The 26,846-nt window shown below is 71.7% G+C and carries 26 protein-coding genes; 12 read left to right on the top strand and 14 right to left on the bottom strand.

Features of this window, described 5'->3' with window-relative positions:
• Positions 1-35: 35 nt before the first annotated feature.
• Entirely contained in the window at positions 36-1,091 is a 1,056-nt protein-coding gene (locus BLT82_RS28585; protein ID WP_093659969.1) for a LacI family DNA-binding transcriptional regulator, read from the bottom strand.
• Positions 1,092-1,450: 359 nt separating this feature from the next.
• Here BLT82_RS28585 and BLT82_RS38250 point away from each other — a divergent pair, with 359 nt between their 5' ends.
• Together BLT82_RS38250 and BLT82_RS28575 are read left to right on the top strand one after the other, a co-directional pair.
• Positions 1,451-1,858 (top strand): hypothetical protein, encoded by a 408-nt coding sequence (locus tag BLT82_RS38250; RefSeq protein WP_244529688.1) that lies wholly within the window; start codon positions 1,451-1,453, stop codon positions 1,856-1,858.
• A 311-nt stretch (positions 1,859-2,169) separates the two neighbouring features.
• A complete protein-coding gene (locus BLT82_RS28575) occupies positions 2,170-2,370 on the top strand; it encodes a DUF4236 domain-containing protein (protein ID WP_093659967.1) in 201 nt (66 codons plus the stop codon).
• Between the two features lie 113 nt (positions 2,371-2,483).
• Here the strand turns inward: BLT82_RS28575 and BLT82_RS28570 are convergent, their stop codons facing one another.
• Complete coding sequence (locus BLT82_RS28570) at positions 2,484-3,077, bottom strand: tellurite resistance TerB family protein (RefSeq protein WP_093659965.1); 594 nt, start codon at positions 3,075-3,077, stop codon at positions 2,484-2,486.
• Between the two features lie 522 nt (positions 3,078-3,599).
• Here BLT82_RS28570 and nhaA point away from each other — a divergent pair.
• Positions 3,600-5,486, top strand: coding sequence for a Na+/H+ antiporter NhaA (gene nhaA / locus BLT82_RS28565; protein ID WP_244529687.1), 1,887 nt, complete (start codon positions 3,600-3,602; stop codon positions 5,484-5,486).
• A 234-nt stretch (positions 5,487-5,720) separates the two neighbouring features.
• Here nhaA and BLT82_RS28560 read toward each other — a convergent pair whose 3' ends face one another.
• From BLT82_RS28560 to katG, 6 genes are all read right to left on the bottom strand, one after another.
• The gene (locus BLT82_RS28560; protein ID WP_093659963.1) at positions 5,721-6,080 is read right to left on the bottom strand and encodes an RNHCP domain-containing protein; all 360 of its coding nucleotides are present in this window, start codon (positions 6,078-6,080) and stop codon (positions 5,721-5,723) included.
• A gap of 434 nt (positions 6,081-6,514) precedes the next feature.
• Positions 6,515-7,096, bottom strand: coding sequence for a fasciclin domain-containing protein (locus BLT82_RS28555; protein WP_093660090.1), 582 nt, complete (start codon positions 7,094-7,096; stop codon positions 6,515-6,517).
• A gap of 269 nt (positions 7,097-7,365) precedes the next feature.
• On the bottom strand, positions 7,366-7,962 hold the full coding sequence (locus BLT82_RS28550) for a hypothetical protein (protein WP_093659961.1): 597 nt from the start codon (positions 7,960-7,962) through the stop codon (positions 7,366-7,368).
• A gap of 202 nt (positions 7,963-8,164) precedes the next feature.
• Positions 8,165-8,446, bottom strand: coding sequence for a hypothetical protein (locus tag BLT82_RS37335; protein WP_167746115.1), 282 nt, complete (start codon positions 8,444-8,446; stop codon positions 8,165-8,167).
• A gap of 362 nt (positions 8,447-8,808) precedes the next feature.
• The gene (locus BLT82_RS28540; protein WP_093659959.1) at positions 8,809-12,183 is read right to left on the bottom strand and encodes a pyruvate carboxylase; all 3,375 of its coding nucleotides are present in this window, start codon (positions 12,181-12,183) and stop codon (positions 8,809-8,811) included.
• Positions 12,184-12,800: 617 nt separating this feature from the next.
• Entirely contained in the window at positions 12,801-15,032 is a 2,232-nt protein-coding gene (katG, locus tag BLT82_RS28535) for a catalase/peroxidase HPI (protein WP_093659957.1), read from the bottom strand.
• 235 nt (positions 15,033-15,267) lie between these two features.
• On the opposite strand from katG, the gene BLT82_RS28530 reads away from it, so the two are divergent.
• Positions 15,268-15,678 (top strand): Fur family transcriptional regulator, encoded by a 411-nt coding sequence (locus BLT82_RS28530; protein ID WP_093659955.1) that lies wholly within the window; start codon positions 15,268-15,270, stop codon positions 15,676-15,678.
• 202 nt (positions 15,679-15,880) lie between these two features.
• On the opposite strand, the gene BLT82_RS28525 is transcribed toward BLT82_RS28530, so the two are convergent.
• Positions 15,881-16,420 carry a winged helix-turn-helix transcriptional regulator gene (locus BLT82_RS28525; RefSeq protein ID WP_208868068.1) on the bottom strand — a complete coding sequence of 180 codons (540 nt, stop codon included), beginning with the start codon at positions 16,418-16,420 and terminating at the stop codon, positions 15,881-15,883.
• A 162-nt stretch (positions 16,421-16,582) separates the two neighbouring features.
• Between BLT82_RS28525 and BLT82_RS28520 the strand changes: the two genes are divergently transcribed.
• Positions 16,583-16,939 carry a nuclear transport factor 2-like protein gene (locus BLT82_RS28520; protein ID WP_093659953.1) on the top strand — a complete coding sequence of 119 codons (357 nt, stop codon included), beginning with the start codon at positions 16,583-16,585 and terminating at the stop codon, positions 16,937-16,939.
• An 83-nt stretch (positions 16,940-17,022) separates the two neighbouring features.
• On the opposite strand, the gene BLT82_RS28515 is transcribed toward BLT82_RS28520, so the two are convergent.
• The gene (locus tag BLT82_RS28515; RefSeq protein WP_093659951.1) at positions 17,023-17,196 is read right to left on the bottom strand and encodes an SDR family NAD(P)-dependent oxidoreductase; all 174 of its coding nucleotides are present in this window, start codon (positions 17,194-17,196) and stop codon (positions 17,023-17,025) included.
• A gap of 743 nt (positions 17,197-17,939) precedes the next feature.
• Positions 17,940-18,218, bottom strand: coding sequence for a hypothetical protein (locus BLT82_RS36550; protein WP_244529684.1), 279 nt, complete (start codon positions 18,216-18,218; stop codon positions 17,940-17,942).
• 16 nt (positions 18,219-18,234) lie between these two features.
• Here BLT82_RS36550 and BLT82_RS36545 point away from each other — a divergent pair, with 16 nt between their 5' ends.
• Positions 18,235-18,543 (top strand): SDR family oxidoreductase, encoded by a 309-nt coding sequence (locus BLT82_RS36545; RefSeq protein WP_244529682.1) that lies wholly within the window; start codon positions 18,235-18,237, stop codon positions 18,541-18,543.
• 207 nt (positions 18,544-18,750) lie between these two features.
• Here BLT82_RS36545 and cpt read toward each other — a convergent pair whose 3' ends face one another.
• Positions 18,751-19,284: a chloramphenicol phosphotransferase CPT gene (cpt, locus tag BLT82_RS28500; RefSeq protein ID WP_244529681.1), complete on the bottom strand. Its 534-nt coding sequence runs from the start codon at positions 19,282-19,284 to the stop codon at positions 18,751-18,753.
• A 369-nt stretch (positions 19,285-19,653) separates the two neighbouring features.
• Positions 19,654-20,859, bottom strand: a complete 1,206-nt coding sequence (locus BLT82_RS28495; protein ID WP_167746114.1) for an outer membrane protein assembly factor BamB family protein — start codon at positions 20,857-20,859, stop codon at positions 19,654-19,656.
• A gap of 1 nt (position 20,860) precedes the next feature.
• On the opposite strand from BLT82_RS28495, the gene melC1 reads away from it, so the two are divergent.
• From melC1 to BLT82_RS28475, 4 genes are all read left to right on the top strand, one after another.
• The gene (gene melC1 / locus BLT82_RS38885) at positions 20,861-22,123 is read left to right on the top strand and encodes an apotyrosinase chaperone MelC1 (protein WP_404205444.1); all 1,263 of its coding nucleotides are present in this window, start codon (positions 20,861-20,863) and stop codon (positions 22,121-22,123) included.
• A 38-nt stretch (positions 22,124-22,161) separates the two neighbouring features.
• Complete coding sequence (gene melC2, locus BLT82_RS28485; protein ID WP_093659939.1) at positions 22,162-22,980, top strand: tyrosinase MelC2; 819 nt, start codon at positions 22,162-22,164, stop codon at positions 22,978-22,980.
• Between the two features lie 263 nt (positions 22,981-23,243).
• A complete protein-coding gene (locus BLT82_RS28480; RefSeq protein ID WP_093659937.1) occupies positions 23,244-23,813 on the top strand; it encodes an AMIN-like domain-containing (lipo)protein in 570 nt (189 codons plus the stop codon).
• On the top strand, positions 23,810-24,205 hold the full coding sequence (locus tag BLT82_RS28475) for a hypothetical protein (RefSeq protein ID WP_244529677.1): 396 nt from the start codon (positions 23,810-23,812) through the stop codon (positions 24,203-24,205). Before BLT82_RS28480 ends, BLT82_RS28475 begins: the two co-directional genes overlap by 4 nt.
• Before the next feature lie 151 nt (positions 24,206-24,356).
• Here BLT82_RS28475 and BLT82_RS28470 read toward each other — a convergent pair whose 3' ends face one another.
• Positions 24,357-25,082: a DUF4241 domain-containing protein gene (locus tag BLT82_RS28470; RefSeq protein WP_167746113.1), complete on the bottom strand. Its 726-nt coding sequence runs from the start codon at positions 25,080-25,082 to the stop codon at positions 24,357-24,359.
• A gap of 140 nt (positions 25,083-25,222) precedes the next feature.
• Between BLT82_RS28470 and BLT82_RS28465 the strand changes: the two genes are divergently transcribed.
• Positions 25,223-25,870, top strand: coding sequence for a hypothetical protein (locus BLT82_RS28465; protein WP_143041557.1), 648 nt, complete (start codon positions 25,223-25,225; stop codon positions 25,868-25,870).
• 103 nt (positions 25,871-25,973) lie between these two features.
• A complete protein-coding gene (locus BLT82_RS28460; RefSeq protein ID WP_244529676.1) occupies positions 25,974-26,555 on the top strand; it encodes a hypothetical protein in 582 nt (193 codons plus the stop codon).
• The last annotated feature ends 291 nt before the right edge of the window (positions 26,556-26,846 follow it).

The following is a 26,846-nucleotide window of genomic DNA, read 5'->3' as shown; positions in this document are numbered from 1 at the left end:
TTCCGTAACCGGCAGGAACACGAGAACCCGCCTCGCTACAGCGTCCGTTCCCCGGCGCAGCCGCAGCTCGCCCGGAGCATCACCTTCACCGGCAGGACGCGGGCGACGGCCGGCCGCGCGCGGTCCTGGATCCGGCCCACGAGCAGCTCCACGGCCTCCTCGCCGAGACGGCCCGTCGGCTGGCGGACGGTCGTCAGCGTCGGCCGCACCAGCCTGCTCAGCGCGATGCCGTCGAAGCCGGTCACAGCCAGTTCCTCCGGCACGCGGACCCCGCGCGACTCCAGTGCGTGCAGAGCCCCCACCGCCATCTGGTCGTTGGCGAGCACCAGACCCTGGAGCGCCGCCCCGTCCCGGTCGAGCAGTTCACCGACCGCCTTGCGGCCCGCGGCCTGGGTGAGGTCGCCCCGCACGTCGGGCGCCTCGGGCAGCGGCAGTCCGGCCTCCAGATGAGCCGCCTGGAAGCCGCGGAACCGCGCTTCGCCGTCGGGGGAGTCCGGAGGGCCGCCGACGAACGCGAGCCGGCGCAGCCCGTGGTCGGCGATCAGATGGCGGGTGAGCCTGAGCTGGCCGTCGAAGTTGGCCACCTCGATGTGGTCGTGCTCTTCCTCCCGCTGCCCGGCGAGCAGCACGACGGGCAGCCGGCGCCCGATGACGTCCAGGTCCTGGCCCGGTACGGTCTGCGCCAGCACCGCCAGGCCGTCCACCCGCCCTGCGACCTCGGCGAGCTGGCCGCCCACCGCGTCGGCGTGCGAGGCGGCGATCAGCAGCGCGTAGCCGTGCCGCCGGGCGGCACGCTCCATCCCGCGGATCACCTCGTCGGAGTAGAGCATGAGTTCGGAGTCCTCGGCGTCCGGGACGTCCTCGGCCTCGGCGTCGTGGATGTCGGGGAAGCACAGCCCGAGTACGCCCGTGGTACGGCTGGCGAGTCCGCGCGCGCTCCCGCTGGGCAGGTAGCCGAGGTCGCGTGCGACGGCCAGGACCCGGTCGCGGGTCGCCGGCCGCACCGAGTCGGGATTGCGGTACACACGCGACACGGTCGCGATGGACACCCCCGCCCGCTCGGCCACGTCGTACACCGTGGGAGTGCTCATCCTGCCGCCTCGCCTCTCCTGCCGACGGCTCTTGGGCGTCCGTCGGCCCGCCGACCTCTGAAAGCGCATTCAGCCTAGAGTCGGGCCATTCGGAGGGCAAGGGCGGCCGGAATGCCGGGCCCGAGCGGCGCCGGCTGCCGTCCCGGGACGGACCGGCCGCGCCTGACCTGCGGGGGGAGGGGAGTCCCGCAGACGGGCACCCGCACGGGCTCCCACAGACGGGCTCCCACACGGGCTCCCACAGACGGGCTCCCACAGACGGGCACCCGCGATGAGTACATGCGGATGAGTACTTGCTGACCTGCGAGCTGAGTATGTCGCCCGATGCCCCCGGTACCGCCCGCGGCTGGAATGACACCATGAACGCCGACGCCTCACGCCGCCCCCGCATGCAGCAGGTCGCCACCACGGGCTCCGCCCTGGCCACCGCCCTGCTCCCGCTGATGGTCGGAATCCTGGTCGCGAAGTCCCTGGGTGCCGACCCGATGACGCCGGTGAACGCGCTCATCGCCGGGGGTGGGCAGCGCCCGCGCGTGTGTCCGGCACAGCTGCGCAGCTGCGGCCGCGGCGCACTCCGTCGCCGGCGGCCCGGGCCCGCACCGGCCGCCGAGAGCGGTCCGCGCTCGGGCCATGTGCGGGTCCTGAGACGGGTCCGCAGCGGGGGAAAGCTCCGCAGCTGGGGCAGGCCGGAGGCTTGGGCCGGGACCGTGGCCCGGGAAGCGGGGATGGGGGACGGAAGCCGTCGAACCGCCACCGCCGTCTCCTGACGTCAGCCGGCTCGCGTGGTCCTTCGCCTCCCGACGTCACCGGCAGACCGGGCTCAGCGGGCACCGGCTCGGCGCCCAACGGCACGGCGGCCATCGGCTCAGTGCCGGTGCCGGTGCCGGTGCCGGTGCCGGGCCTGAGGGCGTCCCGTCCCGGACGTCTTCGCGTCATGGTGCCCGGCCGGACGAGCTTGCGAGGCGTGAGAGCGGTCGGGCGCTCGGACTCGGGCATCGAGAGGAGAGCCACCGACGGCAACGCGCCGCGTAAGGCCGGGAACTCGGGGAAGACGGATGATCAACGAGAGGAGCGCATCGTGCCCGTCACCTTCCGCAAGAGTTTCCGCATATTCCCCGGAGTCCGCCTCAACATCAACCGCAAGTCCGTGTCCATCACCCTCGCCAAGGGTGATGGCGCCAGGCGCACTTACTCCTCGACGGGCCGGCGCACGACCTCGATGGACCTTCCCGGCCCCTTCGGCTACCGGAAGACCACCACGCGCCGCAGCCGCCACTGAGCGCGGGCGGGTGCGCGACGTACTGCCGCGGCGACCGGTCCGGCGGTCGCCGCGGCAGCCGGCGCCGTGAAGGACGGAGCCGGCTGTCGCGGTGCCACCGGGCGCCGAACTCCTCAGACGCCGAACTCCGCCGGTGAGATGCCGAGCGCCGCGCACGCGTCCCGGACCGCCTGCTGCTCCGACGGGTCCACACGGCCGTCGGCACCGGCGACGACCATGCCGGTCTGGACGACCGCACGGGCCTCCTGCGGCTTCTTGGCCGCCTTGGCGATCTCCTTCAGCACTTCCGCCTTGCCCAGCTCGAAGTTGGCCATCAGCCGGTCCACGTTCTGGTTGAACCGCTGGCGGAGCTGGTCCGCCGGGAAGTTCTGCAGCACCTCGTTCGAGACGATCAGCTCCTCGACGCGCTGCCGCTCCGAGGGGTCGACATGCCCGTCGGCCGCGGCCACCAGCGCGCACATGGCCATGCTGGCGTCCCGGTAGGCGCCGCTCTTGAGCTCGGTCTTCACCGATGCGAGCTGGGACTTGAACAGCCCGATCAACTGGGCCTTGGAACCGCCGGAAGACGAGCCCTGTCCGTGACCACCGTGCTGTCCCTGCCCGTAGGGGCTGTGCCCCTGCCCCTGTCCGTGCCCGCCACTTCCCCGAGCGCTCTGGGACTGCTGGAGGTTCTTGGCCTGCTCCTTGAGCCGGTCCCACATCGCCACTGGTGCCACCTCGGCTTCTGCTGTCGGTCTGTTGCCGGTCGTCGGCCCCCGCATCCGCGCGAGCCGTACCCGGTCAACGCCAACCACGGGGTCCAGGTTCCCGGATGGCAAAGTAAACGCAAAATAGGATCGCCTCGGACTTCGCGGACCGACGGGCGAAGTCCTGGGCCGCAGGCTCCAGCACGACTCCCGCGGAGACTCGGGCGGTCATGAGGCACCTCCGCTCGTCCGGAGAACGCAGGCGGGGCCAATCGCCCCGGCCCGTGGGGGAGCGTGCCGCCGGGCAGCGGCCGCACCCGTCCCGCAGACCGGCAGCGGACCGCGGCCGCGTCCCGGACACAGACCGGGACATCGCGGCACACGTCCAGGATCGTCCCCGCCCCGCACCGCCGCATCCGCCGGCAGGCCCGAGCATCGGCCCGCCGCGGGGCTGCGGGAACCCGCCCGCCCGCCCAGGAGCGCCGTCCACCCGCCTCGCCCCGTGAGGAGGCCGGATCGAGCCCGGCAGCCGATGATGGCGTGGTGAGCGCAGGGCCGACACCCCGAGCCTCCCGCGGTCTGACCGGGTGGAGCCGTGACGCACGGTCCCCACTCCGCGACTTCCTGCGCACGGAGACCGGCAGCGCCGCGGTCCTGGTGACGGCCGCCCTGGCCGCCCTGGCCTGGGCCAACGTGACACCGGCCGGGTACGAGGCGCTGTGGCGGACGGAGCTGTCGGTACGGCTCGGATCCTACGGAGTGAGCCTCGAACTGCGGGAGTGGGTCAACAGCGGCCTCATGGCGCTCTTCTTCTTCGTGGTCGGTCTCGAGGCGCGCCGCGAGTTCGACATGGGCGAGCTCCGCGAGCGCCGGCGCACGGCCCTGCCCCTGATCGCCGGACTCAGCGGCCTGCTCGTCCCCGTCTGCGTGTACCTCGCCGTCAACGCGGGAGAGCCGTCCGCGGCCGGCTGGGGGGTCGCGATGTCCACGGACACCGCCTTCGCGCTCGGCATGCTCGCCCTCATGGGCAGACGCATGCCGCCAGGCCTGCGCGTGTTCATCCTGAGCATCTCGGTCGTGGACGACTTCGTCGCCCTGGCCGTCGTCGCCGTCGTCTACAGCGGGCGCCTGTCGGTACCGGCCCTGATGTCCGCACTCACGCTGTTCGCACTGGCCCTGCTGGTCCACGCGGTCGGCGTGCGCAGGGGAGCGGTGTACGCGCTGCTTGCCGCGGCACTGTGGGCCGCACTGCTGGAGTCGGGGATCGACCCGGTCGTCACCGGGCTGGCGATGGGTCTCATCTTCGCCGCCTACCCGGCCGCGCGCGGCGAACTGGAGCGGGCGAGCGACCTGTTCCGCTTCTTCCGCGAGCAGCCCACCCCCGAGCTGGAGATGACCGTACGGCGCGGACTGGCCTCGGCGGTCTCCCCGAACGAGCGACTGCAGCGGCTGTACCACCCCTGGACCAGCTTCGTGATCGCCCCGCTGTTCGCCCTCGCCAACGCCGGGATCGAACTGGGCTCCGAACAGCTCTCCCGGGCCCTGACGTCCACCGTCACCCTGGGAGTCCTGCTCGCCTTCGTCATCGGCAAGCCCCTGGGGATCCTGGGTGCGTCGGCGCTGACCACACTGCTGAGCGGCCGCCGGCTGCGGCCTCCCGCTGGCTGGGGCGCCGTCGCCGTGGGCGGCGCGCTCGCCGGCGCGCCCTTCACCGTGTCCCTGCTGATCGCGACCTTCGCCTTCGAGGGAGACCGGCTCGCCGAGGCGAAGCTCGGCGTCCTCGGCGCGGTCCTGTGCTCCCTCCTCCTGGGCAGGCTGCTGACCGGCGTCCTCGGGCTTCTCCCCAAGCCGCTGCGGCTGAGAGTCCTGCTGGGCCGGGCAGACCCTCTCGTCGACCTCGCCGTCCCCGTCGATCCGGAGCGCGACCACGTGCGGGGCTCCCCGACCGCCCCGGTCACGCTGGTCGAGTACGGCGACTTCGAGTGCCCGTACTGCGGCCAGGCCGAGGCGGTGGTGCGCGAACTCCTGCGGGACGCCGGCGACGTCCGCTACGTGTGGCGGCACCTGCCGCTCGACGACGTCCACCCGCATGCCCGGACGGCGGCGGAGGCGGCGGAGGCGGCCGCCGAGCAGAACCGCTTCTGGGACATGCACGACCTCCTGATGGAGCACCAGGGTGCCCTGCGCGCGACCGACCTCGTCCGCTACGCGGAGGCCCTGGGGCTGGACGTCGAGCGGTTCCGGCGTGACCTGCGCAAGCGCAGAGGTGCCGCACGCGTGGCGGAGGACGTGGATTCGGCAGACCTCAGCGGTGTCTCCGGAACGCCGTCGTTCTTCGTCAACGGCCGCCGGTACCACGGCGCGTACGACGTCGTCGGGCTCAAGGCGGCCGTGAAGGAGGCGCGGGCCCGGGCGTTTCTGGCGCCCTGACCGGGGACGCGCGAGGCGGCGGGAGTCTCCCGCCCCGACGGGGTCGCGCCGACCGCGCAGACGTGCTCGCGCCGACCGCGCCGGCATGATCGCGCCGACCCTCCGGGAAACGGCGCTCGGCCCCGCCGCCCGACGGGCGTGGCCCCTGCCAGTGTCGGGCCCCGACGGGGCGGGGCGGGGCGTGGGCTGCAGGAGGAGCAAGGCGGCTCCCGCCGTGGGCGGGAGCCGCCGGCGTCAGACGCGCGTCCGGCGCCGATTGGTGTGTCCGGCTTCGGGATGGCCGAGACGCATGACGGCGAGGACGGTGTCGAGGTCGTCGCCTTGGTGCGGGTCGTCGGCCATGCGGTTCCGGCGGCGGGTGCCGCAGCCGGTGCATCGGTGGACGACCATGTAGCCCTTGGCGGAGTGGTGCTCGACGGCAACCGGGCGCATCAGCGCGCGGCAGTCGTTGGCACGGTCTCCGGGCGAGACGTCCACGTGCAGCGAGTGCAGGCAGTGCGGGCAGTGGTTGCGGTAGCTTCCGTTGACCAACGCCGCGACGGCCCGGCCGCAGTTTTCGCAGGTGAAGCCGGTGTTTTCGGTTGTTCTGCTGATGGCGCCGCTCCTCGGCGAGTCGAAGGGGTCTTCAACTCGGAGGCGCAGGGTTCCGTTCGTTCTCCCCCTGCCGGAGCAGGGGTCGCAGGCTTGACGGGCGAGTGACGCGGTTCACCGCCGCTGGGGGCGATTACTTCCGGCTCCAGCTTCACCGGAGTGCGCTTGCGACTCCGGATCCGGACCACGACCGGGTTTGTGTCTTTGTCCCAGCCACTGTCACGCGGGTTGTTCCACGTGCCGCCGGTAGGTGTCGGTCCCGTCGCACTGCCGTAGGCGTCGTCCCCCGTCAGGCAGCGCCGGCAGCGGCATGCTTCATCGTGATCACGCCACCTCCTTGGCTCTCGGCTCCTCCGCGGCCCGTCGGACTGGCCGCAAAGACGCTCTCCATCGTAGCCGTGGGCTCGCGGTCGTCTGAAAGGCGCTTGTCATGCGGCTCAGGACGGCGGCTGGAGCACCCGGTCGACGATGTGGACGACGGCGTTGCTCGTGGTCACACCGCCGCAGAGGATGGCCGCCGAATCGTTGACCTTGAAGGAGTCCCCGGACCCGGACGTCGTCAACTCGGCTCCCTCGAGGCTCTTGAACCGCCCGTCGGGCAACTGGTCCTCCGTCACCTCCGTGCCGACGACGTGGTACGTGAGGAGCTTCTTCAGCTGCTCCTGGTCGTTGAGGATCGAGTCGAGCTGAGCCTTGGGAATCTTGGCGAAGGCGTCGTTGGTCGGTGCGAAGAGCGTGATCCCGTCGGCGTTGTTCAACGTGTCGACGAGCCCGGCCTTCTTCACTGCGGCGACCAGGGTGGACAGCTCCGGCTGGTGCGAGGCGGCCGTGGCGACCGGCTCGTCGGCCATGGCGGCCGGGCTGCCCTCACCGCTCGTCGGCAGCGCGGCGCAGCCGGGTCCGAACGGCTCCGTCGGGGGGCCGGCCTGGGCCGTGGGAGCGAGGGCGAGGAGCGGAAGCGGTACGAGGAGAACACCGGCTGCGGCGAGAGCGGCGCCCCTGAGGCGATCGGTGGTCATGATCTTCACCTTTGCTGGGAGGGGGTTGGCGGGACCTCCGGCAGCCCGCCACATCCACTCTTCGCGGGAACCCCGCTTCCCGGATGCCGCCGGGCGGCGCGTACTCGCGGGCCGGGCGGCGCCCGGCCCGCCCCCGCCCGCGGTCTCGTGTCCCTCGCCCCCTTGGCCTCGCCGCTCAAGCGGCGCTCGCGCGGCACGGCGCAGAGGCTCCCCATCCCCGGTAGCGGGCCCCCGGCGCCGGGCGCGCCCCATGGTTTCAGACCAGAGGGTCAGAACGGTTCGAAGTCCGGCTTGCGCGGGCCGATCTCACCGGCCGCCACGAGCTCCTCCAGGTCCTCCGGTTCCAGGAACTCACGTGCCTCGGGATCCAGGCCGTGGTGCCGGTCCACATCCCGCAGACGCTTCGCGAAGGACAGCACGAACTCGGCGAACGGTCCGGCGAACGTCCGGCACCCGACCTCGTGCACCATGGTGACCACCTTCCACCGGTCGGGGTCCGGTCCGCAGGGCAGGAAGAAGTGCTCGTCGCCGCTGTGGTCGTAGCCCCAGGAGACCAGCCCTCCGGGCTCGGGGTGGAAGGGGTGCGGAAAGTGCTCTGCGTCCCCCTCTGCCGAGGCCGTGCGGCGCCGCGCGGCGAACATCCGGTGAGTGGCCTCCATGCGGGGCAGCAACGGGCTGGAGCCCTCGGGGTGGAAGACGACGAGCTCCCCGCACACCACACCGCTGCCGTACGCGTCCAGGAACGCCGTGAAGTCGCGGGGCAGCGCGGAACCGACGTACCGCTCCACCTCGCCCCAGCCTGCCGTCCCGTGGGACGGCCGCACCGGCGCACCGAGCAGCGCCCTCAACTCGGCCAGAGCCGACATGGACCCCCACCCCTCCGCCGTCGCCAACGGCCCGCGAGCCTACCCCGGCCCGAACGGTCGGATCGAGCGCCTCACGGGCCGGACCGGCCGCCGACCCCCACGACCGCGCCGCGCCCGCGCGCCCCCGTACTGGAGGTCCGTGCCTGCGCAGGCTTCGGCCTCTGGCCGGTCGCCGCTGCCGAACCGTACGGATTCCTGCCGCTCAGCGGTGCTCTCGGGCCCCGCGGAGGTCGGCGCCGCGGTACTGAGCATCGCCGAGTGCAACGACATCGGAGCCGTGGACGACGACGCGCCGCCACGGCCCACCGATCCGGCGGGCCGCCTCCTGCACGGGCTGCTCACCCAGGACCACCTCTTCGCCGCCGGCGGCCTGCGGGTCACCGCCACCGCCGTCACCCTGCTGCCGGGCTGCTGCAACGGCCTGGAGGAGAGAGGCGACCGGTTCGAAGTCCTCGACGGCAACGGCTGGGCCTCCTTCGGGCACGGACCCTCGTCGCTCGCCGAACGCGTCGGCGACACCGTCCGGTTGACGCCGGACGCCGAAAAGGACGGCAGCCCGGTGATCGAGCTGCCCGTCACCGAACTGCGCCGTGCTCGCCGGCGTGGAACGCGACCTGACCGACTTCCACCGGCAGGCCGGCGCCTGGGCCGCTCGGTACGTAGCCGACAGCGCCGCACCCGTGGCCGCCGCCCTCGCCCGCGCCCCTGGACCTGCCGGCGCCGCACGAGCGGCGGGACACGCACCCCCTCTTCGTCCACCCGTGACAGGCGGACGAAGAGGGGGCACGGCACCCGTCGCGGCGATGCCCACCGGGCAGGCACCCGGTCGCACCGTGCGCAGGTGGATCACCCGATCTGCAGCAGGAGGTCGCCCCCTTCCACCTGCTGGATCCGGTTGATGGCCAGCCGTGAGACCTGCCCGGCCTTCGGGGCGGTGATCGTGGCCTCCATCTTCATCGCCTCGATGGTCGCCACCGTGGCACCGGCCTCCACCTGGTCCCCCTCGGAGACCGTGAGCGTCACGACGCCGGCGAACGGCGCCGCGACATGGCCCGGGTCGGAGCGGTCGGCCTTCTCGGTGACCGGGACGTCCGAGGCCGCCGCCTCGTCGCGCACCTGGATCGGCCGCAGCTGACCGTTCAGCGTGGCCATCACGGTCCGCATGCCGCGTTCGTCGGCCTCACCGACGGCCTGCAGCTCGATGAGGAGCCGGACGCCCGGTTCGAGGTCGACCCCGTACTCCTTCGACTGGCGCAGTCCGTAGAAGAAGTCCTTGCTGTCCAGCACGCTGGTGTCGCCGTACGCCTGGCGGTGGCTGTCGAAGTCGCGCGTCGGGCCGGGGAACAACAGCCGGTTGAGCGTGGCCCGGCGGCTCTTCCCGAGTCCCGCACGGTCCTCGGCCGTCAGCTCCTGCACGGGCTTCGCCTCGGCACGGCCCTGCAGCGCCTTGCTGCGGAACGGCTCCGGCCATCCGCCCGGCGGGGTGCCGAGCTCGCCGCGCAGGAACCCGATGACGGAGTCGGGGATGTCGAACCGGTCGGGCGTGGCCTCGAACTCCTCCGGCGCCACACCGGCGCCGACCAGGTGCAGCGCGAGGTCGCCCACGACCTTCGACGACGGGGTGACCTTCACCAGCCGGCCGAGGATCCGGTCGGCGGCCGCGTACATCGCCTCGATGTCCTCGAAACGGTCGCCGAGGCCGAGGGCGACCGCCTGGGTGCGCAGGTTGGACAGCTGCCCGCCCGGGATCTCGTGGTGGTACACGCGTCCGGTCGGCGACGCCAGTCCGGCCTCGAACGGCGCGTAGATCCTGCGCACGCCCTCCCAGTAGGGCTCCAGATCGCCGACGGCCTGGAGTTCCAGCCCCGTGGGGCGCGCGGAGTGGTCGGTGGCGGCCACGATGGCCGACAGCGACGGCTGCGAGGTCGTGCCCGCCATGGACGCGACCGCGCCGTCCACCGCGTCAGCCCCCGCCTGGATCGCGGCCAGGTACGTGGCGAGCTGGCCGCCGGCCGTGTCGTGGGTGTGCAGATGCACCGGCAGATCGAACTCGCGGCGCAGCGCCGACACGAGCGTGGCCGCCGCCGGAGCGCGCAGCAGACCCGCCATGTCCTTCACGGCCAGCACATGGGCGCCCGCGGCGACGATCTCCTCGGCGAGGCGGAGGTAGTAGTCCAGCGTGTACAGGCGCTCCGAAGGGTCGGACAGGTCGGAGGTGTAGCACAGGGCGACCTCCGCCACGGCCGTACCGGTCTCCCGCACGGCCTCGATCGCGGGCCGCATCTGGCCCACGTCGTTGAGCGCGTCGAAGATGCGGAAGATGTCGATGCCGGTGGCCGCCGCCTCCTGGACGAAGGCGTCCGTCACCTCGGTCGGGTACGGCGTGTAGCCCACGGTGTTGCGGCCGCGCAGCAGCATCTGGAGGCAGATGTTGGGCACGGCCTCACGCAGTGCCGCCAGGCGTTCCCAGGGGTCCTCGGCGAGGAAGCGCAGGGCCACGTCGTAGGTGGCACCGCCCCAGCACTCCAGCGAGAGCAGTTGCGGCAGTGTCCGCGCGACCGTGGGGGCGACGGCGAGCAGGTCCTTGGTGCGGACCCGGGTGGCGAGCAGCGACTGGTGGGCGTCGCGGAAGGTGGTGTCGGTGACGCCGATGGTCGGCGACTCGCGCAGCCACCGGGCGAAGCCCTCCGGGCCGAGTTCGACGAGCCGCTGCCGGGAGCCCGCGGGCGGCTCCCCGGCGGGCAGCGCCGGCAGTTTGGTGCCGGGGTCGACCAGGTCGGGCCGTTCGCCGTGGGGCTTGTTCACCGTCACGTCCGCCAGGTACGTGAGCAGCTTCGTGCCCCGGTCCGCCGAGTGGCGCGCGGTGAGCAGGTGCGGCCGCTCCTCGATGAACGAGGTGGTGACCCGCCCGGCCTGGAAGTCCGGGTCGTCCAGCACGGCCTGCAGGAACGGGATGTTCGTGGCCACGCCGCGGATGCGGAACTCGGCCACCGCACGCCGGGCCCGGCCGATCGCGGCCTTGAAGTCCCGGCCCCGGCAGGTGAGCTTGACCAGCATCGAGTCGAAGTGGGCGCTGATCTCGGTGCCCGCGTGGGTCGTGCCGCCGTCGAGGCGGATGCCGGAGCCGCCCGGCGACCGGTAGGCGCTGATCCGGCCCGTGTCCGGGCGGAAGCCGTTCGCCGGGTCCTCGGTGGTGATGCGGCACTGCAGGGCGGCGCCGCGCAGCGTGATGGTCTCCTGGGCCAGCCCGAGGTCCGCCAGGGTCTCGCCGGAGGCGATGCGCATCTGCGCCTGGACCAGGTCGACGTCGGTGACCTCCTCGGTCACCGTGTGCTCGACCTGGATGCGCGGGTTCATCTCGATGAAGACGTGGTTGCCGTCGCGGTCGAGCAGGAACTCCACCGTGCCGGCGTTGCGGTAGCCGATCTCGCGCGCGAAGCGCACCGCGTCGGCGCAGATCCGGTCGCGCAGCGCCGGGTCGAGGTTCGGCGCGGGTGCCAGCTCGATCACCTTCTGGTGGCGGCGCTGGACCGAGCAGTCCCGCTCGAACAGGTGGATGACGTTGCCCTCGCCGTCGGCGAGGATCTGCACCTCGATGTGGCGTGGATCGACGACGGCCTTCTCCAGGAAGACCGTGGGATCGCCGAACGCGGACGCAGCCTCGCGGGACGCCGCCTCGATCGACTCACGAAGGGCGGACGGATCCTCCACGCGGCGCATGCCGCGCCCCCCGCCGCCGGCGACCGCCTTCACGAACACCGGGAAACCGACGTCCTCCGCCGCACGGACCAGTTCGTCGACGTCGGTGGAGGGCTCGGACGAGCCGAGCACCGGCACCCCGGCGGCGCGGGCAGCGGCCACGGCGCGGGCCTTGTTGCCGGTCAGTTCGAGGGTGTCCGCGCTCGGCCCGACGAAGGTGATGCCCGCCTCCTCGCAGGCACGGGCCAGCTCCGGGTTCTCGGACAGGAACCCGTAGCCCGGGTAGACGGCGTCCGCCCCGGCACGGCGCGCGGCACCCACGACCTCCTCGACGGAGAGGTAGGCCCGCACCGGGTGCCCCTCCTCACCGATCTCGTAGGCCTCGTCGGCCTTCAGCCGGTGCAGCGAGTTGCGGTCCTCGTACGGGAAGACCGCGACGGTACGCGCCCCCAGTTCATAGCCGGCGCGGAACGCGCGAATCGCAATCTCGCCGCGGTTGGCGACCAGCACCTTGCGGAACATCCTGGATCCCTTCAGCCTGGTGGCGACATACCCCATGGTGTCAGCCACCCCAGTCCCTACCCAGCGGTAACGTCAAGAGTCCCGTGGCGATCAGCACATCTGCGAGGCGTTGCGTTGATCACGTCGCAGGGACCCGCGGTCCTCCGCGGCGCACCGGCCGCCGCGTCGGAACGGCCGGGACCACGGGGCCGGGGACGGCCACGGCGTCGAACGGGCCGGGCGCGGCCACTGCCCCCGGGGCGGCTCGGCCCTGCCGAACGCCTCGCGGGAGAGAAGGACGGCCCGGCTGCTGGAACGGCACCTCGCGGCCCGCGGCGTACGGACGCAACAGCTGCACGGCGGTACGCCGGTGCCGGACGGTCCAGGACATGCGGTGGGCCGACGCCGAGACGGCCGCCGCCATCACCGAGTGGGCCGGCCGGCGGCTCAGCACGCCCCGGAGCGCGACCGGAGCGGCGGTCGGCCGAGAAGCCGCGGCCCGGGACTGGTGTGCCGGGGAGGGAAGGCGAGTCCGCCCGCGAAGCGGAAGGCGCACCCCACATGAATGTGGGGTGCGCCTTCCCGAAGCCGCGAGGACGTCCGGGCCCCCCGGGTGCCGGCCGGCCCGGACGCCGGGATCACACGAGGTCGAACCGGTCCAGGTTCATGACCTTCTCCCACGCCGCGACGAAGTCCCGTACGAACTTCTCCTTCGCGTCGTCGCTCGCGTAGACCTCCGCGAGCGCGCGCAGCTCGGAGTTCGACCCGAAGACCAGGTCGGCCCGGGTCCCGGTCCACTTGACCTCGCCCGTGACGTCGTCACGGCCCTCGAAGGTGTTCGCGTCCCCTGACGCTGCCTGCCACGTCGTCCCCAGGTCGAGCAGATTGACGAAGAAGTCGTTCGTCAGCTTCCCCGGAGTGGCCGTGAAGACGCCGAGCTGCGACTGCTGGTGGTTCGCGCCGAGGACCCGCAGCCCGCCCACGAGGACCGTCAGCTCGGGAGCGCTCAGCGTCAGCAGGTTCGCCCGGTCGATCAGCAGGTACTCGGCGGGCAGCCGGTTGCCCTTGCCGAGATAGTTGCGGAAACCGTCGGCGGTCGGCTCGAGCGCGGCGAACGACTCCGTGTCCGTCTGCTCCTGCGACGCGTCCGCACGGCCCGGTGTGAACGGCACCTCGATGTCGACGCCGGCGTCCTTGGCCGCCTTCTCCACGGCCGCGCCTCCGGCGAGGACGATCAGGTCGGCGAGCGAGATCTGCTTGCCGCCGCTCTGGGCGGAGTTGAAGGACTGCCGGATCCCCTCGAGGGTGCGCAGCGCGCTCGCCAGCTCGTCGGGGTCGTTGACCTCCCAGCCGCTCTGCGGCTGGAGGCGGATGCGGGCTCCGTTGGCGCCGCCGCGCTTGTCGCTGCCGCGGAAGGAGGAGGCCGAGGCCCACGCGGTCGACACGAGCCGGGACACCGACAGGCCCGAGTCCAGGACCTGCGCCTTGAGGGCGGCGACGTCCCCGGCGTCCACGAGCTCGTGGGTCACCTCGGGGAGCGGGTCCTGCCACAGCAGCACCTCGGAGGGGACCTCGGGGCCGAGGTACCGCTGGATCGGGCCCATGTCACGGTGGGTCAGCTTGTACCAGGCCCGGGCGAAGGCGTCCGCGAACGCCTGGGGGTTCTCGAGGAACCTCCGCGAGATCTGCTCGTAGACCGGGTCCACGCGCAGCGACAGGTCGGTCGTGAGCATCGTCGGGGCGTGGCTCTTCGACGAGTCGTGGGCGTCGGGGACGGTACCCGAGCCGGCACCGTCCTTCGGCCGCCACTGGTTCGCTCCGGCGGGGCTCTTGAACAGCTCCCACTCGTAGCCGAACAGGATCTCGAAGAAGCTGTTGTCCCAGGTCGTGGGGGTGTTGGTCCAGATGCCCTCGAGGCCGCTGGTGATCGCGTCGGCTCCCTTGCCGGTGCCGTGGCTGTTCTTCCAGCCGAAGCCCTGCTGCTCGATCGGGGCGGCCTCGGGGTCGGGGCCGACGGCGTCCGCCGGGCCCGCGCCGTGCGTCTTGCCGAAGGTGTGGCCGCCGGCGATGAGGGCGACCGTCTCCTCGTCGTTCATCGCCATGCGGCGGAACGTCTCGCGGATGTCGCGGGCGGCGGCCAGCGGGTCCGGGTTGCCGTTGGGGCCCTCGGGGTTGACGTAGATGAGGCCCATCTGGACCGCGCCGAGCGGGTTCTCCAGCTCCCGGTCGCCGGTGTATCGCTCGTCGCCGAGCCAGGTCGTCTCGGGGCCCCAGTAGACGTCCTCGTCGGGCTCCCAGACGTCCTCACGCCCGCCGGCGAAGCCGAAGGTCTCGAAGCCCATCGACTCCAGGGCGACATTGCCGGCGAGGATCATCAGGTCGGCCCACGAGAGGCTCTGCCCGTACTTCTTCTTGACCGGCCACAGCAGCCGGCGGGCCTTGTCGAGGTTGCCGTTGTCCGGCCAGCTGTTGAGCGGGGCGAAGCGCTGCTGGCCGGCCCCGGCGCCGCCGCGGCCGTCGCTGATGCGGTACGTGCCCGCGCTGTGCCACGCCATGCGGATGATGAACGGGCCGTAGTGACCGAAGTCGGCAGGCCACCAGTCCTGAGAGGTCGTCAGCACCTCGGCGATGTCCCGCTTCACGGCAGGGAGGTCGAGGCTCTTGAACGCCGTGGCGTAGTCGAACTCCTCGCCGAGGGGGTTGGCCACGGCGGGGTTCTTGGCGAGGATCTTCAGATTGAGCCGCTCCGGCCACCACTGGCGGTTGCCGCCGCCCTGCGTCGGGTGCGGTGCGCGCCCGTGCGCGACCGGGCAGCCACCTCCGCCCTCGGCCTTCGCGTCGGCGACGATTGCATCATGGTTCTCGGACATGGGAATCCTTCCGGACTGGGCGGATCATGTGCTCAGGAACTGCGGGCCGGTGGAACGGTCGGGGTGCGTCCTGCCGTGCTGAGTCGGTCCGCACCCTTGGCTGTCGCCGGAACCGATCCTACGATGGACTCAATCCAGGTCAAGAAGCTTGCCGAATCCATATCCGATCAGAATCCGGACATCCGCCGATAGACTGACTTCGGCCATCCGTCGCGTACGAAGTGGGTGAACCGAGATGAGCGACCTGCTGGCGAGGCTGCGGGGGCGCGGCTGGCGCGTGACCGCCCAGCGGCGTGTCGTCGCGGAGGTCCTCGACGGCGACCATGTACACCTCACGGCGGACGAGGTGCACGCCCGCGCGGTGGAGCGGCTCCCGGAGATCTCCCGGGCGACCGTCTACAACACGCTGGGTGAACTGGTCGCCCTCGGCGAGGTCGCGGAGGTGTCCACGGACGGTCGCGCCAAGCGCTACGACCCCAACGCACACCACCCGCACCAGCACCTGGTGTGCTCCGGCTGCGGCGCCATCCGTGACGTCCACCCGATCGGCGATCCGCTGGCCGACCTCCCGGCGGGCGAGAGGTTCGGCTTCACCGTCTCCGAAGTCGAGGTCACCTACCGCGGTCTGTGCCCGTCCTGTCGCTGAATCCCGTCCTCCCGGACACGGCCACCGTCCCCCGGTCCGACCATGGCTTCCCTCGGTTCGCGTGCCCCGGGCGGCGGGAGTGCGGAGCACCCCCTCTTCCGCCTGACGCCGTCGGCGTCCGCGGACCGGCGGCTTGGGGGTTCGGTGTCGCGGCTCGCCGGGCCCCGACGCGCGCGGCCGGATCTTCCCGGTGGTGTGCCGGTCAGTCCGCTGCCGGAGCGGTCCCGGTCTCCGCGGCCCGTGCGCGGCGCTTCCGCTCGAGCTCGGTGTAGCGGGCCCGCATCGCCTCGCTGGCGGCAGGGCCCGCGGCGAAGACGAAGGTCTCGCTGTCGTCGAGGCTCCGGCCGGTGCGGGCGTCCACCACGACCGGTTCGGCCTCCTCGCCGGTGCCCGCGTCGATCAGGATCATGCTGCGTTCCGCGGGCGGGAGGTGCCGGTTGCCCCAGGCGGCGAGGGCGACGACCACGGGCCGCAGCGAGCGGCCCCGTTCGGTGAGCACGTACTCGTGGCGCACGGGGTTGGTCTGGTACGGACGCCGCTCCAGGAGCCCGTCGGCGACCAGTGTCCTCAGGCGGGTGGTGAGCATGCTGGAGGAGATGTTCAGGCTCTCCTGGAACTGGTCGAAGCGGGTGTATCCGTCGAAGGCGTCGTGCAGGATCAGCAACGTCCACCACTCGCCCACGTGCTGCACCGTGGTCGACAGCGGGCACTCTCGGTCCTCCAGCCTGATCCGGCTCGCCATCGCACACCCTCCGAGTGACTGCTAAAGTCGAAGTTACTTGCTTTCATCTTAGCAGCGAGCGGGCTGTGCCCGGCGCGGTAGGGGACCGGACGGTCTCGCACCGCCGGGTGCGTTCTTCCCCGGCGGCACCGGGCCACGCTCCGAGACCCATGCGAGGCGGCCATGACGGACAGCACGACTCCCGGCGACACCACCGCACTGCCCGGCGCGGTGGAGCGGTATCTGAAGGCGCACAACGAACACGACACCGCAGCCGCCTCCGCCGAGTTGACGCCGGATGTGACCGTCGTCGACGACGGCCGCACCTACCGCGGCGTCCCGGCCGTCGAGCAGTGGCTGGACACCGCGGCGTCCGAGTACACCTACACGACCACGTTCCTCGGGTCCGAGCGGCACAGCCCGGACCGCTTCACCGTCACCCAGCGACTCGAAGGCGACTTCCCCGGCGGCATCGTCGACCTGCACTACCGCTTCACCCTCAGCGGGGAACGGATCAGCCGGCTCGTCATCGAACCCTGACCGACGGCGTCGAATGGGGCCCGGGGCGCGCGGGAGCCCCGGGCCGAGTGCCGGCGGACGGGGAGCCTGCCTGGTCACGGCGGTCACTCACTCCGCCGGCGGCGGATGCTTTCGGCGGCGGCCGCTGCCCGGTCCTCGGCGCGGCCGTGCACGACGACGCTCACCCCTTCGTCGGCGAGCATCCGGGCGGTGACCCTCCCAAGTCCGGCGCTGGAGCCGGTCACCAGGGCGCGTTTGCCGTTGAGGCGCACGTCCATGGGGGAGTCCTTTCGCGTGGGGTCGGGACGCGGCCCGAGGAGCGTGTGAAGCGTCGCGAACCGGTTCAGCGTGGTGCGGGGGCAGGAACCGGCCGCGCGGTGGTGGCTGCGGGCGGATGGATGTCATCCGGCGCCGGGAGCGGGCGGTTCGACTCGTCCGTGTTGCGCTTGTGCGGCGATGCATCCGCCGCGACCGTGCCCGGGAGGCGGACCCTGCGTACGCGGGGGCGGGACGGCACCGGGCGGAGCGCGGGGCCGGAGCCGGAGTTCGAGGGCATCGCCGGTGTGTGGTTGTTGGTCAGTCGGTACTCCATGGCGTTCGTCCTTCTGTGTTTCGCGGGTTCCGTCGGTGGGATGGCGCGGCGGCGGTGAGAGCGGAGCGCCGCGCGGGGCAGGCGGGGCGAACCCGGGGCCGGCCGATGAGAAGATGAGCCTCCGCATTATCGGAGGAATGCCTCCACATTACCGGAGGTGGTCCTCCGGTACAAGCGGGATGGGGTTCGGTGAGGGTGTGGCCCGCCTCGCGGGCGATGCGCTCCGTCGTTGACCGCCGTGCGAAGAAGCCGTACGCGGCGGGCGCGGCGGGACGCCATCAGACACGCCTGCCGGGCGGGCGTGGGTCCGTGCTGTATCCGCCCCGGGGCCTCGGCCGCGGCGTCGGCCGGGCCCCGGAAACCGATGACGTAAGTCCGGATGCCCGGACGCCGGGCGCGATGGGTGGGCCGGGCCGGGTCGGGGCGGTGTCAGACCGAGCAGGACAGGGCGACTTCGGCGGTACGCAGGAGGGCGACCCGGTCGGGAGTGATGGCCCCCATGATGCGAAGTCCCTGCAGACTGGTCACCAGGAACGCGGCGAGGTCGGCCGCATTGCGGTCCGCCGGGGTCTGTCCGCGCAGCCGGCCAGGCGAATCATGTCGAACAGCGCGAGTTCCATCGACTGCGTCGTCGAACCCCAGCCGCGCGGCGACCTTGTCGTGGCCCCCGCATCCCATCACGAGCGGCGGCGGCTCCGTCGTCGACAACGCCTCGGGGGTCGGTGTGGCCGACGATTCGTCGTCCGTCGCCTACGCTGCCGCCAAGCACGGTGTGATCGGCCTGACCCGCTTCGCGGCGCTCGACGCGGCCCGCGAAAGCGTCCGGGTGAACGCCCTGGTGACCGGATTGGGGGACACCCCGCTGTGGCGCCGTCAGGTGGAGACCAGACCCGAGAGCGAGAGCGCCATCCTCGCCGAGCTGCACGGCCGGCCGAGCCGCCGACGAGAGGTAGATGCGGCCTTCGCCGCCTTCCTGCTCAGCGACGAGAACCCGTCATCACCGGCGCGGCGCTCGCGATCGCCGGCGCCATGACCGCCGGCTACTGAGCACTCGCCGGTGCGATCGACGGTCCTCGGCCCTCGCCGCGACTCCGCCGACCACTACGACCCTCACGGAGCGCCGATCTGGGAACGCGACCTCGCTGCTGTGCATCGCCACCGACATGCTGTGCAAAGACACGGGCCGCGCCGTACCCAGGGCGCGCCCGCAGCCCTGCCGCTATGCCGCCCGGCCGTGCGCTCAGCCGAGACGGGCGGCGACGGCCTCCGCGCACACCAGGGACTCGGTGTACGTCGTGTCCACCTCGACGTCGTACACCACCCCCTCGTGGACCACCACAGCCTGCGACGCGGCCATCCCCCGGGCGCGGTCGCCACGCGCGACCTCACGGCCCGCGGCGACCGCGCTCTCACATCTGACGCCGACCCACAGCACATCCAGTCCGCCCAGTGCTTTCTGCCAGCGCTGCTGGGACGCCGCTCCGCCGAGGAAGACATCATCGACGATGACCCTGGCGCCTGCCCGGGCCATGGCCACGATGCCCTCCGTCCACGCCTTCTCGAGCACGCGGAATTCCGCCCCGACGCTCACCGTGCCGTCCGCGGCGAACGTGATTCCCTCGTCCGCCGCTTGAAGTCGCGCCGGCATGGCGTCGACGAACGAGTCGCACCCGAACGCCAGCCACGGATCCGGCAGAAGGTCCTGCAGGCACCGAACGATCCCGGACTTCCCCGAACTGGAGCCGCCGTTGAGAATGATCATCTGAGTCGTCACCGCGCCACAGTAGGGCGGCGTCCACACGGCGCGAAGCGAATTTCGGCAGACGCCGCGCTGCTGCGGCCGCGACGGACGCGAGGCGACCGGGCGGTTGGCGCTGGGCACCAAGAGCGCAGGCCCGCCCGTCGTTCGCCTTGCGGATGCGGCAGGGCCCGGTCTGGAAAACGCGTACCCACCACGACGGCACCGGGCGGGTGGACCCGGCGCACCGTTGGGCCCACGGGTGTCAGGTCACGCCCGGGCCCTGCCGGCGGCCTCCGTCGAGCTCCGCGTCACCGGCGACGAGCGGGTACCGGAGTCGGAGCGACGCGGTCGCAGCCGCAGTGGGGACGGCGACCTCGCAGGGCCTGGTCACCGACCAGGCGGTCAGTTCCGCCAGCGGGCGCCGAGGATCAGCGTCATGGGGCTCCCGGCGGTGTACTCGTTGAATGCTCCGCTGCGGTGCAGGTACAGCCGCCCATCCCTGAACAGGGCCGGGTCGGAGACCTCGGCGTCGATCAAGCCGTCCTCGGAGGCGCCCGCCATCAGCCGGTCCGGCATTCTCAGCAGGGTCGTCTGCTTTCCGTCCTCCGGCGCGAAGTGCACAACGCGGCTGCCCCGCTTGGTGGTGGGCTGCAAGTAGGCGATGAGGCCGTCACCTTCGGCCCGGATGGGGATGAAGGTGCCGCCTGTGTGAGTGCTCGGTGCGGTGGATGTCCACTTCCGTTGCCCGGTACGGATGTCGAAGGCGGCGATGTGGTTGGCCGTGGAAAAGCCGACGGCGTCTTCGGCGATGTAGACGGTGTCCTTCGTCGTCACGGTCGCGTCGCAGGTGCCGTCGTTGTCCGCGCACCCGGCCGTGTAGTTCTCACCGAGGTCGATCGTGCCCTGTACGTCCCCGTTCGCGGCGACCGTCAGCAGTCGGTCCGCGTCGATCAGGTCGCTCTTGGTCATCACGGCCACGACGAGCGGGTCCCCGGAGACGATCCATGCGCCGCGGTAACCCTTCGGAACGGAGTACTGCCAGGCGGCCCGGCCGGTCTGCGGGTCCCGCTTCGCCACCCGGAACTCTCCCGGACAGCTCAGCATGGTGAAGAGTTCCCGGCCGCCGTTGTGCTCCTCGGCGAGACAGCCCTCGAGGGGTTCGTCCCAGAGCTGCTTGCCGCTGCCGACCGCGTATCCGAGCGTCCCGTCCGGTCCGCCGACGGCGGCGATCTCCTCGCTGATGTCGACATTGAGGTCGAGGCCCAGCCCGGCCTTGCCCGCCGGAATGGATGCGCGCCAGAGCAACGTGCCCTTGTTCACGTCGATGACCCCGAACTCGGTGCACCTGGACCGCACCTTCTTCGCGGCCGCCCAGACGACGGCGACCTTGCCGGTGCTCGTGATGTCGCGTGAGGCCTCGCAGATGCTGCCGTCGAGGGGCACGGTCCATGCCGGCTTCCCCGTTGAGGTCAGGTAGCCCTGCACCGCGTCTGCGGCACCCGAGGCGTAGTGCGTGTCGGTGACCCAGCTGCCCGGTGCCGAGACTGCCCGGGACGTGGAACCCGCTCGCCCCTCGGGAGCCGCAACACGGAGCGGTTCTCTGCCCACGATGCTCCGCGGACTGGATGACGCCGCAGGGGGCTTCCCTGGCTGGGGCCGGCTTCGCCGTCCGGGAGCAGCGTCACCGCACCGGCGGCGAGCAGCGCGAGAACCGCCACCGCCGACCCGACGACGGCCGCGAGTCTGCCCCGACCGGCCCGAGGCCCACCGGGAGGCTTCGGTGGCATCTGCGGGTACGGCGGCCGATGCCCATGACCGTTGCCCGGGAACTCCCCTCCGTAGGTTCCGGGAAGGGGCCCGGGATGCTGTGGCGGGCCTAAGGCGCCACCGGGCGGAGGACCTTGGGGCCGGGGCGGGCGGATGGGACATGGGGAAGCGGGTCTCCTTCCTGGAAGATCGACCCGCAAGGCTACGTGACGAGCGGGAGAGGGCCGCACGGCAATCTCCCATCCCGCGCCCGGGGACGGCCCGAAAGCGTTCGCGAGGCAACCGGACCGCGTACCCAGGAACTCGACCGGTGCCCGTGGATTCCCGTCAAGTTGCCGGGCATCCATCCGCTCGCCGCTCGGCGGCTTCCCCGGAGAATTCGCGGAAGCAGACAGCGGGACGGCCGGGACTTCCGTCCGAACTCGGTGTCCGCGGTGGTGCGGTGAGAAGATCTCCGCCGTTGAACGGTGTACCTCCCATCAATTGTTGTCTCGTTCGTGACGATCAGCCTTCCGACACCCGTCGCGCCGCTGCCAGCATGTGGCGCACGGGACACTCCCCGTCCCGTCGTACGGGGAAGGGTTTCCGCCCCGGGCTCCCCGGGCCTGGGGCGGATCGACGAGAGGAGCAGATCGTGCAGCGTCCCACCCGCCGTGAAGTGGTCCGCGCATCCACGCTCGCGCTGACCTGTGCCGCGCTCGCCGGACCTGCCGGCGTCGCGGGAGCGAACGCCTTACGGACCGGATCGCACTCGACCACCCGTGCCGGTGCTCGAGGGAACGGCGCAACACAACCGCATGCGGCTCATGAGCCCGAGGCTTTCGACGAGATGTACCTCGGACGGCACATAGAGGGCAGGCCGGCGGACAGCGGGCACGGGGGTCACGCCGGCCACGGCGCCGGCGGGCGGCCCGCCGACGAGCCCGGAGGCCCGGTCGAATTCCTCGTTCGCGTGGACGACGACGATCTGCACGTCATGCAGAACGCCGACGGGACATGGATCAGCGTCGTCAACCACTACGAGAAGTACCGCACACCGCGGGCCGCGGCCCGCGCCGCGGTCCGCGAACTGCACGGCGCCTCCCTGGTGCCCGTCACCGTCTGACATCGCGCTCGAGCCCCCCACAGCAAAGGATCGTCGCCATGGCAGACCGAAAGAACCAGGCAGACCTCTCCGCCACCGAGAGGCGGGACTTCGTCGACGCCGTCCTCGAACTCAAGCGCCAGGGCCGCTACGACGAGTTCATCACCACCCACAACGCCTTCATCCTCAGCGACACCGACACGGGCGAGCGGACGGGCCACCGTTCGCCGTCGTTCCTCCCCTGGCACCGCAGGTTCCTCCTCCAGTTCGAGCAGGCGCTGCAGAGCGTCAACCCCGCCGTCACGCTCCCGTACTGGGACTGGACCGTCGACCGCACACCGCGCAGCTCCCTGTGGTCGGACAACTTTCTGGGCGGTGACGGCCGCAGCGGTGACGGCCGGGTCACCACGGGCGCCTTCGCCTTCTCCGGTGGCAACTGGCCCATGAACATACGCGTCGACGGCAGGACCTTCCTCCGCCGCGCTCTCGGGGTGGGAGTCCGTGAACTGCCCACCCGGGCCGACGTGGACGCCGTACTCGCCATTCCCACGTACGACGCGTCTCCGTGGAACAGCAGGTCCGGCGGCTTCCGCAACAACGTCGAAGGCTGGCTGGGGCCGAACCTCCACAACCGGGTGCACGTCTGGGTCGGTGGCCAGATGACGACCGGAGCGTCGCCGAACGATCCGGTGTTCTGGCTCCACCACTGCTTCATCGACAAGTTGTGGGCCGACTGGCAGCGCCTCCACCCCGGGTCCGCGTACGCCCCCGCCTCGGCCACCCGCAATGTCATCGCCCTGGGCGACACGATGAAGCCGTGGAACGACGTCACACCGCAGGACATGCTCGACCACACGCAGTTCTACACGTACCGCTGACGCCGCCGGCAGGAGGGGACGAGCCGTGTTCCCGCGCAGGAGCGTGGCTCGCCGTCCGGCGCACTCGGCCGCCGGCCACGGTCCATGCCCCGGAGGGCGGGCGCATTCGAGCGTGGCCGTGTGTTCCACGGAACCAGTTCCGCGCAGGGGGGGATTTCGGCCCGTTCGGTGGCCGATATCCACGAGCGGCGCAACCCGCAGGCCGCTCGTCGGTCTCACTGCGCGGGCGCTCACACACCACGAACGATTCAGAGGAGTGAAACATGCAACGCTTATGGACCCTCGGTGTAGCCGTCCTGCTCGCGGGAGCGGGGCTTGCGGCCTCGGCGGGAGAGGCGGCAGCGGTCCCGCAACGCGCCGCAGCCCCCGCCGACGCCTGCTCGACCGCCTGGGGCAGCGGCGTCAAGACGGCCACACACGGGAACGCCGAACCCCTGAAGGACATCAGGGTGGGGCAGCACACATGCTTCGACCGCATGGTCTTCGATGTCACCGGCGCGAAGGGCCCGGTGGGCCACCACGTCGGCTACGTCGACGCGTTCCACCAGGACGGCTCCGGCGACCGGATACCCGTCGGCGGCGGCGCCATACTCCAGGTCTTCGTCTCCGCGCCCAGCTACGACCCCGCGACGATGCGCCAGGTGTACGCCGGGCGGGCGGGCAAGCCGCTGCCCGGCGTGGACCTCACCGGCTTCAGGACGTTCCGGGACACGAAGTTCGGGGCGAGCTTCGAAGGCCAGACCCAGATCGGGCTCGGTGTCCGGGCCAGGCTGCCCTTCCGGGTGCTCCAGTACGACGGGAAGCTGATCGTGGACGTCGCCCACAAGTGGTGACCGGGCTGTCAGGCCTGCGCCCGACGGGCGAGCTGCTCCGCTCCGACCGGTACTTCAAGGTCGGGCAGTACAGCGTGGGCCACCGCCGGCTCCTGCTGCGCAGCCCGCGGGACACGCCGCAGGCCACTCGGGTCGAGGTCCACTTCGCATGCGTGGAGCTGATGTTGCTCCGCCCCTCCTCCCAGGGCTTGGTCGTCAGGAGCACCACGGACGGGGAGAGCCGCACGGTGCTCCACGAGCACGGCATCGAACCGCAGGAGGGCCAGTACGTCTTCGCCCTCGCCGACGACCTGTCCATGGGCTTCGTCATTTCCGCGCCGCCGCAGCGGCACGAGGACGAGAGTGGAGTGGACGACCCGTCGTGGTTCGGCCACATGGTCGGGACCCGCTGAACTCCCCTGCACGGGCGGGTGCGGGCCAAGCAGCCCGCACCCGCCCCCTCCATGCCCCGAATAGCGCCCGCCGGCATCGCCCCGCAAGCACAGCCGAGTCCACCATGGTGCGTTTGCGCGTATGCCACGCTGCCCTGCTGGTCTCGTCACGTCAGGCCGTGGCGCCGGCCATGCCACTGGTGACGACGATCGCTGCCACGTCACCGGTCTCGGTACGGCCCAGCCAGACGACGCCGCCCGACTCTGCCGTGAACGTGACCAGGTCGGCTCGTTGCGTCTCGTCGGATACCCGCTGGCACCCGTCGGACAGAGGTTCGGGGTCGTGCGGTACCGGCCTGCCGTCCACATACGTGCGAAACGGCGCGGACAGAGCCGTCCACGCGCCGGCGTCGGCGAAGCAGCCGACATTGGCGTCGGAGCCAAAGCGAAACTGCTCGCCGGGCTCCAGCAGGTCGATATCGTCGTCGACACCCAGGCCCATCTCCCACCCGGCCACCGGCTCGTCGCTTATGCACAAGCGGGTCGCTGCACACGCAACCCCGTCGAACGTTTCCCCGAAGAATTCGTACGGCCCCGCCGTCCATGCGATTTCCACCCCGTAGGTGCCCGGGGGAATGCGTATCGCCAGCTCCCGTGGGGGACTCGTCGGCAGTCCTCGCTCGTACTGCCAGGTCTCGTCGTCATGCCACGGCGCGTCCACGACAAGGCGGCCGCTGGGTATGCGAATGGTGCTCAGCTCTTCGATCCCCGTGACCACGACCGGCGTCGTCGGGTCGTCGTACACCGCGCCCAGGTGCGCCCCGGGGGTGAACGCCGTTTCGAGGTACCAGGTGGCATCCGGTCCGGCCGCCAGCCGAGCGTCACTGATCCACTCCATGTCCGTCTCCCGTCGCGGCCCTGGCCTGAATACTACGGACCGGCCCGACACCACCATGCGGAGCCTCCTCTGCCCGCGCCAGCGGTGAACAACCTGCGGCGCCGGCCGCGTTGTCAGAGGGGCCGGTCAGTATGGTGGCCGTGACGGACGGAACGACCTGGCTCGCTGCTCCTCGGCCCAACGCCTTCGGAGGCCACCGCGTGGTGCTCGCCCGCGGGATCCCCCCACGAGAGCTCGCCAACCGCCTTGCTGAGACCGTGTCGTACGACGCGGAGCACATCGTCGTGGAGGTGGGGGACCACACCGGGGAGTCTCTTCTGGAGCTCATGGACGACGCCTGCGGCGATTCCTCCGACGGCATCGGCCTGCGCCTCGGCAGCACCGGCGACTGGGCATACGCGGTCGCGTACGGCGGCTGGCCGGGGGAGTTCGGCATGCCGGCCCCGGTGTCGCGCGGTGGGGCGCACGTCTGTCTCCTGGAGTACGAGGAGGAGAACGGCAAGCCGGTCCCGCCGCAGTTCGCGTACTTCCACGACGGCCGCCTGCTGAGCGCCTGTAACCTGCATCTGGACGCCTCGTGGGGCTGTCAGGGAGTCGAAGGCGAGCACGCGACGGCCGCGTCCTCGCAGGAGTTGCCGACCGCAGCCGGCCTTCCGGACCCGGAGGGGGACCGCAGGGAGGTGCACCGCACCGCATCGGGCGTCGTGGAAGGGTACTTCGGGCTCTCGCTGCCACAAGACCCCATCGTCAGCGGCACCCTGCCGGCCGTCCTGCTGGAACCGGCGTAGCCCGCGGAGGGTCCCGGTGCCGCGTCGAATGTGCGCGACGTGCCGGGGGCGGGTAGCTCATAGTGGAGCCCTGCACTTGATGATCAACACGAATGGACGGCTTGTGTCTGTGACGACCGCGTACAGCGAAACCTCCACCGCGCGCGTGCCCGGACGGTCCTGGACGGTCCGGCTGATGGGCCACGCGGATCACTCCGCCACGGTCTCCTGCAGTACCGCCGCGTGCCGGATGCCGCCCCGTTCCAAAGACCTCGCGAGCCTGCGAGCGTTCGCCGCCCGGCACGCCGCAGCCCACGCCCGCGCCGCGACCGTCCGCCCGAACGCGGCCTGCCACTGCCGTGCCGAGCAGTGCGGCGCACACCAGGACACCCGCGTGCAGTGCGCCGGATCCGTGGTCATGATCCTTCGCCATGACCCGACCGTCGGGCGGGTGTGGAGCGTCGCGGAAGTCTGCGCGGCCTGCGCCCCGCTGCTCCCGCACGCCACCGTCATCGCCAGCGCCCCACGGCAACGCCCCGCCGCCACCGCGCAGAACGCGCCCCAGGTTCCCGCCCCGCGGACCCCCTCCGCGGTGCCAGGAGGCTTCTCCTCGCCCGGCACACCCGGCGCCGATGCCGACACCGAAGCCGTCCGCCGGCCACGGCGCACCGCCCGCGGAACCGGGCGCCGTTCGGGACGGCACTGACCCGCGCCACGGTCCACCCGGGCCAACGGGCCGCGCTCGCAGCTCCGGCCACCCTTGGCGGTCGCCGATGGCCGGACGGAGAATGCCCCGGTCTCGGGGCAGCCCTGTGTCTTGCGGAGGTTCTGAACGCCGGAGAGCTGCTGTGCTCGGCATCGACGCAGGGCGTGCCGGGCGGTTGCCGCGGTGTCCGCAGCCGTCTCGGACCGGCATCCGCGCGACGCCGGATGGTACTCCGTTCGACCAGAACGGCCCTCGTGATCCACAGGATGCGGCTTGTCAAGCGTGCTGATC

Origin of the sequence: Streptomyces wuyuanensis, assembly GCF_900103455.1 — a bacterium.
GTDB classification, from domain to species: domain Bacteria; phylum Actinomycetota; class Actinomycetes; order Streptomycetales; family Streptomycetaceae; genus Streptomyces; species Streptomyces wuyuanensis.
The sequence above is the reverse complement of the archived record's forward strand: the minus strand, read 5'-3'. Positions and strand labels throughout refer to the sequence as shown.